General features: G+C 28.2%; 14 protein-coding genes. 6 read left to right on the forward strand and 8 right to left on the reverse strand.

Going from position 1 to position 13,413, the window contains the following annotated elements:
* Nucleotides 1-61: 61 nt before the first annotated feature.
* Nucleotides 62-544: a hypothetical protein gene (locus Q0617_RS02820; RefSeq protein ID WP_298750265.1), complete on the reverse strand. Its 483-nt coding sequence runs from the start codon at nt 542-544 to the stop codon at nt 62-64.
* A 183-nt stretch (nt 545-727) separates the two neighbouring features.
* Between Q0617_RS02820 and Q0617_RS02825 the strand changes: the two genes are divergently transcribed.
* On the forward strand, nt 728-1,492 hold the full coding sequence (locus Q0617_RS02825) for an OmpA family protein (RefSeq protein WP_298750268.1): 765 nt from the start codon (nt 728-730) through the stop codon (nt 1,490-1,492).
* Nucleotides 1,493-1,494: 2 nt separating this feature from the next.
* The gene (locus Q0617_RS02830; RefSeq protein ID WP_298750270.1) at nt 1,495-1,884 is read left to right on the forward strand and encodes a hypothetical protein; all 390 of its coding nucleotides are present in this window, start codon (nt 1,495-1,497) and stop codon (nt 1,882-1,884) included.
* 3 nt (nt 1,885-1,887) lie between these two features.
* On the opposite strand, the gene Q0617_RS02835 is transcribed toward Q0617_RS02830, so the two are convergent.
* Genes Q0617_RS02835 through Q0617_RS02845 form a run of 3 tightly spaced genes read right to left on the reverse strand, consistent with a single transcriptional unit; the run spans nt 1,888 to nt 4,424 of the window.
* Nucleotides 1,888-2,331 (reverse strand): low molecular weight protein-tyrosine-phosphatase, encoded by a 444-nt coding sequence (locus Q0617_RS02835; protein ID WP_298750272.1) that lies wholly within the window; start codon nt 2,329-2,331, stop codon nt 1,888-1,890.
* A 1-nt stretch (nt 2,332) separates the two neighbouring features.
* Nucleotides 2,333-3,049, reverse strand: a complete 717-nt coding sequence (locus tag Q0617_RS02840) for a carbon-nitrogen hydrolase family protein (protein ID WP_298750274.1) — start codon at nt 3,047-3,049, stop codon at nt 2,333-2,335.
* Entirely contained in the window at nt 3,018-4,424 is a 1,407-nt protein-coding gene (locus Q0617_RS02845) for a phosphomannomutase/phosphoglucomutase (protein WP_298750276.1), read from the reverse strand. The genes Q0617_RS02840 and Q0617_RS02845 overlap by 32 nt, the downstream gene beginning before the upstream one ends.
* Nucleotides 4,425-4,514: 90 nt before the next feature.
* Here Q0617_RS02845 and Q0617_RS02850 point away from each other — a divergent pair, with 90 nt between their 5' ends.
* Complete coding sequence (locus Q0617_RS02850) at nt 4,515-5,435, forward strand: cytochrome c peroxidase (protein ID WP_298750278.1); 921 nt, start codon at nt 4,515-4,517, stop codon at nt 5,433-5,435.
* Nucleotides 5,432-7,351, forward strand: a complete 1,920-nt coding sequence (locus Q0617_RS02855) for a PAS domain S-box protein (protein WP_298750280.1) — start codon at nt 5,432-5,434, stop codon at nt 7,349-7,351. The genes Q0617_RS02850 and Q0617_RS02855 overlap by 4 nt, the downstream gene beginning before the upstream one ends.
* A gap of 2 nt (nt 7,352-7,353) precedes the next feature.
* Here Q0617_RS02855 and Q0617_RS02860 read toward each other — a convergent pair whose 3' ends face one another.
* Genes Q0617_RS02860 through Q0617_RS02870 form a run of 3 tightly spaced genes read right to left on the reverse strand, consistent with a single transcriptional unit; the run spans nt 7,354 to nt 11,594 of the window.
* Nucleotides 7,354-8,586: a glutamate-5-semialdehyde dehydrogenase gene (locus tag Q0617_RS02860; protein WP_298750282.1), complete on the reverse strand. Its 1,233-nt coding sequence runs from the start codon at nt 8,584-8,586 to the stop codon at nt 7,354-7,356.
* A gap of 55 nt (nt 8,587-8,641) precedes the next feature.
* On the reverse strand, nt 8,642-10,579 hold the full coding sequence (locus Q0617_RS02865; RefSeq protein ID WP_298750285.1) for an adenylate/guanylate cyclase domain-containing protein: 1,938 nt from the start codon (nt 10,577-10,579) through the stop codon (nt 8,642-8,644).
* A gap of 40 nt (nt 10,580-10,619) precedes the next feature.
* Nucleotides 10,620-11,594 (reverse strand): YhdH/YhfP family quinone oxidoreductase, encoded by a 975-nt coding sequence (locus Q0617_RS02870; protein ID WP_298750287.1) that lies wholly within the window; start codon nt 11,592-11,594, stop codon nt 10,620-10,622.
* A gap of 106 nt (nt 11,595-11,700) precedes the next feature.
* Here Q0617_RS02870 and Q0617_RS02875 point away from each other — a divergent pair, with 106 nt between their 5' ends.
* Both Q0617_RS02875 and Q0617_RS02880 read left to right on the forward strand, forming a co-directional pair.
* A complete protein-coding gene (locus Q0617_RS02875; protein WP_298750289.1) occupies nt 11,701-12,033 on the forward strand; it encodes a helix-turn-helix domain-containing protein in 333 nt (110 codons plus the stop codon).
* A gap of 82 nt (nt 12,034-12,115) precedes the next feature.
* Nucleotides 12,116-12,730 (forward strand): hypothetical protein, encoded by a 615-nt coding sequence (locus tag Q0617_RS02880; protein WP_298750291.1) that lies wholly within the window; start codon nt 12,116-12,118, stop codon nt 12,728-12,730.
* Here the strand turns inward: Q0617_RS02880 and Q0617_RS02885 are convergent.
* Complete coding sequence (locus tag Q0617_RS02885; protein WP_298750293.1) at nt 12,714-13,412, reverse strand: ABC transporter permease; 699 nt, start codon at nt 13,410-13,412, stop codon at nt 12,714-12,716. The genes Q0617_RS02880 and Q0617_RS02885 overlap by 17 nt on opposite strands.
* Nucleotide 13,413 lies beyond the last annotated feature (1 nt).

Below are 13,413 nucleotides of genomic sequence, written 5' to 3' on the forward strand. Positions count from 1 at the left end.
AGTATTTATATATTATTTTAGGATAAAGACGTCACATATTACGTCACAAAAAAGCTAAATTTTAAAATTTAGTCTCATCGTGATAAAACTCATTTACACCATTAAAGCCCTCTAAGAAGTAAAGAAAAAATGCTACATCATCAATTTCACTTAAGCTTATTTTTCCTTTGAGACTTGGCATGGTGTTAAAATGTTTTACAACCCCTTCAAGACAGATTGTTTTTGCTTTATTTGGATAATAAAGATAATCTTTTACAAAATCACTTGCTTCTATAATCTGAAACTCAATATCATTTATACTACCTATTTGACTCTTTAGTCTAAAGGATATTTCATTGCCTGTTGGGGCTTTTAGATTTAGAAGTTTGTTATCTTCCTCAATAAAGTTTTTCATCAAAAGTGCTATATCCATGTATTTCACATGGCATTCAGTACATTTTTGCTCAAAAACTTTTTCACCTTTTGAATACTTTTGTTTATCAAATTGTTCGGGTAAGGCGTAAATGAAACTAAAAATTATACAAAAGAGAGCTAAAAATCGCATATGTACTCCTTCTTGTTTTATCAATACTAAAATTGTACGTAAATTAAATAAAAATATAATTACAAAAAAAATGTTAAATATTTCATATAAGAAATATTTTATTTCTTTTTACAATTTATTATTTTTTGTTGAAAAATATAATTTTTTTAGATACAATTGATAGATTTCATCAAAGAGAGATAAATGAGTGCAATTAAACAGATTATTTTTTTAACATTTCTTTTAATAGCCGTAATGGTTGGTTGTGTATATACATACATTAATCAATATGGAATCCAAACAGATACTACAATAACTACCCCTTCTCAAGAAGAGACAAAAAATACAGAACCTATAGAAGAAAAAGTAACCAAAGAAATAACCAAAAATGAAGAAGTTATTGAAAAGGTTGAAGAAAAAGAAAATGAAAATATCGAGAAAAAAATAGAAGAAACTAAAGAGATTGATAAACCTAAAGAAAAAGAAGTAATAGAAGAAATAATAGAAAAACAAAAGGAAGAACCAGCTCTTTTAGAAAAGATACCACAAGAACAGAAGATAGAAGAGTTATCTAAAAAGATTCAACCTAAAAAACTACAAAACAATAAAACTCAAGAAGAGATAGATAATATTCTTTCTAAAGAGAAGATATTTTTCAAAAGATTAGGTACAGATATTACAGAAAAAAGTTACAAAGTTGTTCAAGATATAGCAGGTATTTTATTAAGAAATCCAGATGTAAAAGTAGAAATAGGTGGACATACTGATGCTAAAGGTGAAGAGGATGTCAATGAATGGATTTCCCTACAAAGAGCAAAAAGCGTAAGAAAAGAGTTAGTTAAGCTTGGAGTTTCAAAGGATAGAGTTACTGCAAAAGGTTATGGTGAAACAAGACCTTTGGTACCTAATGATAAAAATGGTTACTCTTTTGAAAATAGAAGAGTAGAATTTAAAATAATTGAGGAATAAGTATGTTGATGATTGCTTCTAAAATAGTTTTTTGGTTACTTGCTGTGTCTATACTCTCTATGTATATTGGATTTTTAATTGGAAAAGTAAGATATAAGAAAAAGCCAGTAAGTTATGAAATCAACCCAATTTTGCGAAAACCTGGAAATATTTACAATAAACCTTTTATTTTAGGAAATCCAAGACCTACAGGAAAAGATGACTTAAAAGAGATAGAGGGTATTGATAAAGAGATGGAAGTCAAGTTAAACGCACTTGGAATTTTCCATATTGAGCAAATAGCAAAATGGAGTGAGAAAAACATAGATTGGATAGAAGAGTATTTTTCTATTGATAATCGAGTAATCGAAGAAGAGTGGGTTGAAAAAGCTAAAGTAATCACAAAAAGATAGAACTTATTTTTCTATCTTTTCCTCTAAAAGATTTTTAACACAACACTCAATCATATCAAAAACTTTATCAAAGCCTTCAAAGCCATCAAAAAAATATGGGTCAGGAACATCTTCTCCCTCATATCCATAATCTCCAATAAGAAGTGGATTCTTACATCCTAACTCTTTTAGTGAAGCTATATTTTTTGAATCAAGCCCTACTATTAAATCAAACTTTTTAAAATCATCTTTGCAAACTTGTCTTGCTTTATAGTTTGAGATATCAAGTCCTCTTATTTTGGCTATCTTTTGAGAATCAGGACATGGAGCATCACCTATGTGCCAAGAACCTGTTCCACAAGAGTCTACTTCTATAGAGTAACCTTTTTCTTTGGCATAATCTCTAGCTATTGCTTCTGCAAGTGGTGACCTGCATATATTTCCTAAACAAACAAATAAAATTTTCATACTATTTTATACCCACATCTAAATATTTTCTCATAAGTTTTATCTCTTTTAAATCTATTGTCTTTGAGATAAGCTCTTGGCTATCATCTATTGTCATATCTCCAAAGGGAGTTATAATAGAGGAACTTTTTGCACAAGACTCATCTGAACTGTCACTTGCAATAACAAAACACTGATTTGCAACAGCTAAGGCTCTTGATAAAGTCTCATAATTATCTTTTCTTTTTGCTCCCCACATAGCAGGAATCAAAATAATATCAGCACCTTTTAGTTTTTGCCAATAATCTAAAAACCTTAATTCAAAACAGATTAATACTCCAATTTTAAGTCCATCTACTTCAAAAAGTTTTATATCCTCTTCTCTACCACTTTCAAAATATTTATTTTCGTCATTTAGTGTAAAGAGTTTTATTTTTGATTGTTTATGTATGATTTTACCTTTATGAAAAATATAAAAGGTATTGAAGTAATCTTCACACTCTTTATTCGTCATAGTTAAACTAATAGTTCGCTCTTTTGATAGCTCTGTAAGCTTTTCTATAGCTGTTTTAGTAAACTTTCCAGCTTCTATTATTCTTCCATAGGCATAACCTGTTAAGCATAATTCAGGTGCTAAGATAAATGACTCTTTTGGAGTTTGTAAGATAAGAGTTTCAAGATGATTTAAATTATCTTGAAAGTTTGTACTAGGCTTTGTTTGAAGAGTTATTAAGTTCATTTTTACTTCTTTTTATTAGTTCATTAATTTTTGTTTCATAAAGTTTTGCAACTTCAAGATCTGTTGATTCAAATCTAGTTACAAGCACAGGTGTAGTATTTGAAGCTCTAACTAATCCCCAACCTTGTTCAAATATTATTCTTACACCATCAACTTCTATAATATCTAAGATTTTAGGAAAATCACTCCCTACTGTTATTAGATTTTTTTTAATTTGATGCATCAAATCAAACTTCTCTTCCTCTGTTGTTTCTACTTTTATCTCTTCGGTTGAATATACTTTTGGTAAAGAGTCTATCTCTTTATCTATATCCATACCATTATGGATAAGTTCTAAGAGTCTAAAAGTAGCATAAATTGCATCATCAAAACCATAATATCTATCATTGAAGAAGATGTGCCCAGATACCTCTGCTGCCATATCTGCATTTAGTTCTTTTAGTTTTACTTTTAGGTTTGAATGACCTGTTTTATACATAACAGCAGTTCCATTTTCATTGATTCTGTCATACATAACTTGAGTACATTTTACTTCTCCAATGATTACTGGATTTTTCATAGTTTTTGCAAAAAGTAGTGCCATGATGTCACCTTTTACATTGTGCTTTTTAGTTAAAAATGCAATTCTATCAGCATCTCCATCATAAGCAAAACCATACTCATACTCACCTTTTAATTTTTCAATAACGTCTTTTAGGTTTTCCTCAACACTTGGATCTGGATGGTGGTTAGGAAATGTACCATCTGGCTCACAATAAAGAGCATCATAGTTTAGCTCTAAGGCATCTAAAATATCAGTTAAAACAGTATCTGCAACTCCATTTCCACAATCAATAATAAGCTTTTGTTTCATACCTTTTAAATGTGCAAACTCTTTAATCATATAGTTTTTATATAAGCTTTTTACATCTATTTCTTTAAAACTATCATTATCTTCGATAATCATATCTTGATTACTTGTGATTTCTTCACCCATTGCATAGATATCTTCACCAAAGAAGGGTGCATTATTAATAGTTATTTTGAATCCATTATATGGACTTGCATTATGGCTACCTGTTATCATAACTGAGGCATTTGGCAAAACTGAATCAAACTCTTGAAAAGAGGCAAAATAATTAACTCCTGTTGCTACCATACCCATGCCTAAAACTTGGCAACCAGCTTTATTAAATCCAGATGTTAGGTAAGAAAAAAGTTCAGGAGAGTGAGTTCTAGCATCATAACCTATTACAACAATAGGTTTTGTAGTTTTTACTCTTTTGATAGTCTCTAGTCCTAGATAATATCCAATAAGTTTTGTACTTTGCTCATTTAGCTCATTCCCAACAATCCCTCTAATATCATACTCTCTAAAAATACTTTTATTTATCACTTATCTACCCTATTTTTTTATAGATTATAACTAAAAATTATTTTATGGAAGATTTATTAAATTTTTTTATTTATTATGATAAACTTTATTATGCAAAAATTATTAATAATAATTACTCTTATTTCATCTCTTTATTCTTCTGATTTAATATCACCTATTCCCACAAATGAAGATTATGATATAAATAAAGCACTTCTTGGGAAAAAATTATTTCACGAAAAAAGATTAAGTGTTGATAATACAATATCTTGTGCTTCTTGCCACATAATAACTGAAGGTGGTGATGATAATAGGAAGTTTTCTATTGGAGTTAATAACAAAAAAGGAAATGTAAACTCTCCAACTGTATTAAACTCAAGATACAACCTTTCGCAGTTTTGGGATGGGAGAGCAAAGGATTTAAAAGAACAAGCCCTTGGACCTATTCATAATCCTCTTGAAATGAACAATGATTTCAAAAATATTATAAGTAAACTGAAAAATGATGATTATTATAAAAATGCTTTTAAAATCTACAAAGATGGCATGACCCAAGATAATATTTTAGATGCAATAGTAGAGTTTGAAAAAGCCCTAGTAACACCACACTCAAAGTTTGATAGATATTTATTAGGGGATAAAGACATTTTATCAACTGAAGAAAAAGAGGGCTTTGAACTCTTTAAAGATTATGGTTGTATATCTTGTCATAATGGAGTTAATATTGGTGGAAATCTTTATCAAAAGATGGGCATTATAAAAGAGTATAAAATTAAATCAGGCAATTTAGGTAGATATAATGTCACTAAAAATGAAGAAGATAAATACTATTTTAAAGTTCCAACACTAAGAAATATAGAACATACCTCTCCTTATATGCATGATGGTTCTGAGGAGAATTTAAAAGAGACAATAAAAGTGATGATTGAGTATCAAGTGGGGATTATTCCAACTGATGAAGAGATATATAAAATTGAACTCTTTTTAAAAACATTAAATGGGAATACTCCGGTTATTATGGTTGATGAATGAAAAGTACATATTTTGTTGCACTGTTTTTTTTATTGTTAATTAGTAGTTTGATATATAATGTTGTAGAAGATAATAGAAGAGTAAATAACTATTTTGATTTTGATGAATATATAGCAGATATTGTAATAATAGATAATAATTTTAACAAGTTTATAGGTAGTGATATTGGATTTATAAATTTTGATTTTATAAATGACCAAATTGAAAGAGCTAACTTTAATATAAATAAGATAGAAGAAGCAAATATTTTTAATAATATTGCAGATAGAAGTTTAAAAAAAGAGTTTTTATCTATAGCAGAGTTATTAAAAAAGAAAATGAGAATAGTTGAAAGATTAAAATCTCATAATGCTATTTTAAATAATTCACTTAGAAATAACATAAAAATCATTGAACATATTGAAGATAAAAGATATTTAAATATTTTTGTAAAAATAGTAGCACTAAATTTTAATTCTGAGCAATCAATGGATTCCTTAAAAAAACAGCTTGAAGAAATTACTCCAAAAAATAAGTTTCAAGAGCTTTTTTTAGTGCATAGTAAGATTATACTCAAAAAGATGAAAGAGTATAAAGCACTAAAAGAGGATGGCTCAGTATTAGCTTTTGGAAGAGAGTTAGAGAGTTTTGAGAAGAACTATTCTAGTCATACTAAAGAGTTGATTTTAGGAATAAAAAATATAATTTTAGCCCTTCTTCTTTTGCTATCTATTTTAATATTTGGATTTTTGTATTATTCATATAAGGTTTTAAAAAGTCAACTAGAACTAAAAAGATTTAAAAATGCAGTTGATAACTCCAACAATTTTGTTGTAGTTACAGATAAAGATAAAAAAATAAAATATATAAATAAGAGTATGTCTTCAGTTACTGGGTATAGTCTAAATGAAGTTATAGATAAAACACCAGCTATTTTTGCTGCAGGAATTATCCCAGAAGATTATTATAAAAAGATGAATGAAGCTATTTATTCAGGGGAAAAATGGACAGGTGAATTTATAAATAAAAATAAAGAGGGTAATATTATTTATGAAAAAGCAACAATCTCTCCTATTTTTAATGAAAAAGGTAAAATAGAAGAGTTTTTAGCAATTAAACAAGATATTACCAAAGAAAAAGAGATATTAAAATCTCTTAAAGAAAAAGATCACAGGTTAACTCAACAAGCCAGAATGGTAATTATGAATGAGATATTAAACTCTATTGCACATCAATGGAGGCAACCTTTATCTATAATCTCAACAGCTGCAAGTGGATTACTTATACACAAAGAGTATGGTACTTTAAATGATAAGTTATTTACGGACTTAGCTGATTCTATTATGAATAACTCTCAATATCTATCTCAAACTATAGATAATTTCAAATCATTTTTTAAAACAGGTAATGATGTGACTATATTTAATATAAAAAATAGTCTTGATAAGTCTTATAAACTAATAGAGTATAGACTTAGTAATCTTGAAATAAAATATATTTTTAATTGTGATGATGACTCTATTGTATTAAAGGGAATCGAAAATGACCTAATACAAGTTTTTGTAAATATTTTAAATAACTCTATGGATGCTTTAGAGAACTTAGGAAGTAGACCAAAACTTATTTTAATAGATATAAGTAAAGATGAAAACAATGTTTATATAAAAATCAAAGATAATGCATTGGGAGTTAGTGAAGAGGTTATAAATAAGATATTTGAACCATATTTTACCACAAAACACAATTTTCAAGGAACTGGTATGGGATTATATATTTCTCATCAAATTATATCAGATCAGTTTAAGGGTAAGATTTCTTTAGAAAACACAGGATTCTCTTGGGAAAAAGCTCAGTATACAGGGGTAGAGTGTCTTATTACAATCCCACTTTTAGATGATAATTTTGAAAATGAAAGACCTACTTTAGGGACAAATTAGAACTATCTAATTTGTCCATTACCATAAATCTTAAATTTAAATGTTGTTAAATCATTGATTCCCATTGGTCCTCTTGAGTGAAGTTTATTAGTAGAAATCCCAACCTCAGCACCTAGTCCAAAAGCACCACCATCTGTAAATCTTGTACTTGCATTTGCATATACACAAGCAGAATCTACTTCATTTAGGAATTTATTTACGCTACTATAGTTTTCACTAATAATTGCCTCAGAGTGACCAGAACCATATTTCGCAATATGTGAGATAGCCTCATCCATATCTTTTACAACTTTAATAGATAAGATATTTGCTAAATACTCTGTATCATAATCATTTTCACTTGCACAGTGAATATCTATGTATTCTCTTGTATTACTACAACCTCGCAGTTCTGTATCATTTTGCATAAAAGCTTCATGTAATGGAGGTAAAATATATGCTGCTACATCTTTATGAATTAATAGTGTTTCTAAAGCATTACAAGCACTTGGTCTAGAGCATTTAGCATTTATAGAAATAGAGATTGCCTTTTCATGATTTGCATCTTTATCAATATAAGTATGACATACTCCCTTATCATGTTTTATAACAGGAACACTAGAGTTTTCACTTACATATTTTATTAGTGCTTCTCCACCTCTTGGAATGATTAAGTCAACATATTTATCTTCTTTTATTAACTTTGCCACACCCTCTCTTGAAGAGTCAGGTAGTAAAGATATAGCGTTTTGTGGAAGACCATTATTATCTAAGACTGTTCGTAAAATAGTTGCTATTGCTTTATTTGAATGTTCAGCCTCTTTTCCACCTTTTAAAACACAAACATTTCCACTTTTAAAACATAAAGCGGCTGTATCACTAGTAACATTTGGTCTACTCTCATAAATGATTCCAATTACTCCAATAGGAATAGATATCTTTTGAATATTTAATTCATCTTCAGTAATCCAACCCTCAAGTGTTCTTCCAACAGGGTCTTTTAGCATGGCTATTTCTTTTATAGCTTTTGCCATACCCATAACTCTATCTCCTGTTAAAAGTAATCTATCCATCAATGCTGCATCTAGATTATTTACTCTTCCATTTTCCATATCTTTTTTATTATGGCTAATAATATAATCACAGTGCTCAATTATGGCATCTGCCATCTCATTAAGTACTTTGTTTTTTATTTCACCACTTAGTGTTGAGATATGTCTGCTTGTTTTTTTTGCTTCTACTAAAAATTGTTGCATGAGACTCTCTTTTTATATTTAGTATAAATTTTCTCTATTTTATCCAAAAAAATCTTTATATATTTTTCTCAACATCTATAATTGTATTTTTTAAGATATTTATTATATTATTTTTATCAATTTGATTTAGGTCCAAAATAAGGTTAAATCCAGTTTGTTCTTCTATTATTGTACTATTATTACCACTTGAGATTACTTCATAAGTCTGTATAGGATGAGCTATACCTTTTATTTGTAACTCCTCTTTTTTTGTACATTTAATAGTATCTTTAATTAGTGTGTAAGTTTCACTTGATATTAAAATTTGATCAGGTCTTGCATTTGATTCCAATCTTGAGGCTAAATTTACAACCCCTCCAATAATAGTATAATCAAGTCTATTTTTAGAACCAAAGTTTCCAACTGTACAGTAACCACTATTTATCCCCATTCTTATATGAAAAGGTTTACTAATCCCATCTTTTTGCCATTTAATACGTAGTTTACTCATCTCTTCTTTCATCTGGATTGCCATATTCATACAAGAAATAGCATCTTGTGCTTTTCCATTTGAAAGAGGATCTCCAAAGAAGACCATGATACTATCCCCAATATACTTATCAATTGTTCCACCATGTTTTATTGCAACAGTGGACATAATATCTAGGTATTCATTTAAAATCTCAGTTAAGGTTTCTGTTTCAACACTATCCGTTATATCGGTAAAGCCTTTAATATCTGAGAAAAACACTGTTAAGTATTTTCTTTTAGATTCTATTTGTACATCTTGTTTTCCACTAAAGATTGACTCGAAAAGTTGAGGTGAAAGGTATTTGGCAAGTTTGTTTGATAGATTTTCTAATATATCTTTTTGTTTTTGGATATTTACTAGAGCTCCTTGTAATTCGTTTGTTCTAAGTTTGATTTTCTCTTCTAGGGTATTTTGATGCTCTTCAATATTTTGAGCCATATTATTAAAAGTTGTAGCAATTTCACTAAACTCTTTATCCTCTTTTATAACTATAGTTGAACTATAATCTCCATCTTTTAATCTTTTAACTCCACTATTTAATTTTTGTATGATACTAGTAAGTTTAGATGAGATATATAGTGTTAAGGCAATTGTTATTAGAATAATTGTAATAACTAAAATTAGTTCTATAAAAGAGATTTTACTTAAAAATTGTTCTGCAACTTCTTCTATTTTTATCTCTATTGAGCTAGATTCATCTCTATTTTCTTTTAGAATTTTTATAAGCTTGGTAGTCAGAATTTTTTCTTCTTTTTCAATATTGTGAATATTTATAGCCAAGTTACCCATGATTTCTACGGTTTCTTTGTACCCTGTAAAAAGAGGAAGAATTTTTAACCTATCGTTTTTTCTTAGCTCTAAAATAATTTCATCAATAGAGTTTGTCCACTTTTGAAATGTTTCCATATCCCTATGTTGATAAAGAGTCTCTTTACTGTAATATCTAAGGTTTCCAAACTCTTGTATAAGTTTTAAGTTGGTTGTTTTAAATATAAGTTCTTGAAGTAGTTTTCTCTTCTCATTCTCTTCTGGATAGATTTTAGAAAATAGGTCATTATGATAGATGTGTTTGTTTTGAAACTTATAAATATCATCAAATATAAGTTCGATTGCATGTTCATTTTCAAAGAGATTGTTTAATGATTTTGAGATATTTTGATTTTGACGAATATTGGGTAAAATATAATCAATTAAATCTTTGTGATCTTTTTTAGTTATATCTTCCCTTAGTAATTCAAAATCATTTTCGAAGCTAATAAATTTTTCTTTTATATTTTTTAGTTTTTCTAATGAATTTTCTATTGTGACTAAGTTAATTAATTCATTCATATCTTCTTGAATATTGATTAACCTAGAAACCTGTTTTGCAAAACTAGAGTTTTCTTTCATATGGTATGTTGTTATCATACTCAATGAACTAATTGATATAATAAAAGCAACTAGAATCACAAAACTAAAAATTACTTTTTTTCTTATATTCATCAAGTCCCTTTAATTTTTTAAATTAGTAGACTTAATAATATTATATTTTAACTAAATATCTTCCTGATGCTTTTCCTGCAATAAGAGACTCATATGCTACTTTTATCTCATCAAGTGTAATTTCATTTGTAAGTTTTTCTAAAGTATCTATTTTAAAATCACCTGCAATTTTTTCCCAAGCTGCAATTTTTTTCTCTATTTTACACTCTACAGAATCAATTCCTATAAGTCTAACACCTCTTAATATGAATGGAAAAACATTTGTATTTAATTCAAAAGAAGAAGTTAATCCACAACAAGTTGCAACTCCATCGTATTTAATAACCTTTAAAGCCTCTGCTAAAATATTCCCTCCAACAGTATCAATTACACCATCATATTTTTCGCTACCCATTGGTCTTTTATTTTCAACATCAAACTCATTTCTTAGTATCACTTCACTAGCACCCAAATCTTTCAAAAATGGTATTTTATCCTCTTTTCCACTAATAGCAGTTGTACTAAATCCAAGTTTATGTAGTATACTTATGGCTATGCTTCCAACTCCACCTGTGGCACCTGTTACTAAAATATTACCTTTTGTGATACCATTATTAAGTAATTCATTAACACTTAAAGCAGCTGTTAATCCAGCAGTTCCATATATCATAATCTCTCTATCACTTATAGTTTCTGGAATTTTAACTACCCAAGAATCTGGTACTTTTACAAACTCTTGATGACCACCATCTGTGTTCATTCCCATATCATATCCAGTTACTAAAACTTTTTCTCCTACAGCAAATTTAGCTGAATTTGATTTTTCAACTACACCTGCAACATCAATACCTGTTACATGTGGAAAATTTCTTGTAACTCCTGGATTTCCAACAGAACTTAGTGCATCTTTATAATTTAGTGATGAATAAGTTGCTTTTATTAAAACTTCATTTTCAGAAATCTCTGGAACCTCTATATCTTTTATCCCTGATTCAAATTTTTTATCTTCTATTTTTTCTACTATATATGCTTTCATTTCTTTCTCCTATTTACTTATACTGAAACTTTAGCTAAAATTAGACAAAAGAACAAGAACATACAAAAAGAATAGGTACTATCTAAAAGTATAGTTAGGAAAGAACATGGTTAAAAAAATTGAAAATAGTATTATTGATAAGTGTCCTGTAGAGACGGCACTTGATGCCTTATCAGGGAAGTGGAAAATTCTTATTTTATGGTATTTAAGAGCTGAGAAAAAAAGATTTAATGAATTAGAAAAACTTCTTCCACGAACAACTCAAAAGATGTTAATTCAGAAATTAAGAGAGTTAGAAGAGGATGGAATTGTGCATAGAGAGGTTTATCCAGTAGTTCCTCCTAAAGTGGAGTACTCTTTAACTGAATATGGGCAAACCCTAAAACCAATCTTAAAACAGCTATATTTATGGGGAGAAATCCATAAAAATAAGAAATAAATTTATTTTTTTTATTAGTTTTATTTTGAAGTAAGTTTTTAAAACTTATTGATAGAATATCTCAAAAATAACGGTTTAAATTATGAATTCTAAAAAAGTACTAATATTAGATGAGTCCAAGATATCTAAAGAGAGACTTGTTTTTTTAACTGCTAGTATAACAAACTTTGAAATTGATACTCCAACTGATGTTGAGAGTGCAAAAGAGTTATTTGATAATCACCCTTATGAGTTTATTGTACTTGAGCATAATTGTAAAATGTCAAATGAATTTATGACATATGTATTGAGTTTAAATTCAAAACAAAAAATGATTTTCTTAAGTGATAGTATCAATTGTCCCGTAGATTGTGATACTTGTGTAGACACATTCAAATTTGTTAGACTATTAAAACCAATAAGTATTGATAATATTGTAAAATATTTGTTAAATGGTGATGATGAAAATTTTATTTGCCCAAATAAATATAGATTTGATAATATAGATAGCTTAGAAAAACTTTATGATTTTATCTATTTGGATGAAAACTGCTTTTTTACAGAAAAAGAGATAAAAGATGATGTTTTATATATAAAAACAAATGTAAGTGGACCTTTACGGTTTGATGAATTGGCAAAAATTGAAGATAATGTAAATGAAAAATATTTTAATCTAACTTTTACAGAAGACAATAATATTGCTATAACTCAGCTTTAACTTTTTTTAATAAAAAATAAACCATTGTACTAATTCCCGCACTTGAGATTACCATGGTCATTATCATTATTTGATATCTTACTGCAATTAAAGGATCCACTCCAGAGAGTATTTGCCCTGTCATCATTCCAGGAAGCGATACTAGTCCAACGGCAAGCAAAGAGTTTATTTGAGGTATCATACAGGCTTTAAATGCTATCTCTCTAGCTTTTTCAAAGATAACATCTCTACTTATCTCTTTTTCATATCTCTCAATTGCTATAGATAGAGCATTCATAGTATTTGCAAATATCATCCCAGCAATTGGTATTACAAATCTTGGTTCATAAAACTCTTCTAAATCAAGTACAAAACCTACAATTAAAACAAGATGAATAAGTCCTGATATTCCAATAGATATGAAAATAAAAGAATAGTGTTTTATTGATCTATCTTGGGTATTTCTAAGAGCTATCCAAGTGGATACACTAACCATAAATAAAATAATAAGTAATCCAATGAAATTATCTTTTTTTTCAAATAAAAGAATAAGAAAATATCCTATTAAAAGTAGTTGAAAAACCATTCTAATAGTTGATATGAGTATTTCATATTTGTCGTTTGTCCATTTATGGTAATAGTACCAAACAATTAAAAGGGGAATAAGTGTTAATGATAGGTTAAAAAATGGTATTGTCTGCATT

Source organism: uncultured Arcobacter sp., assembly GCF_937982575.1.
In the GTDB taxonomy this organism is placed as follows: domain Bacteria; phylum Campylobacterota; class Campylobacteria; order Campylobacterales; family Arcobacteraceae; genus Arcobacter.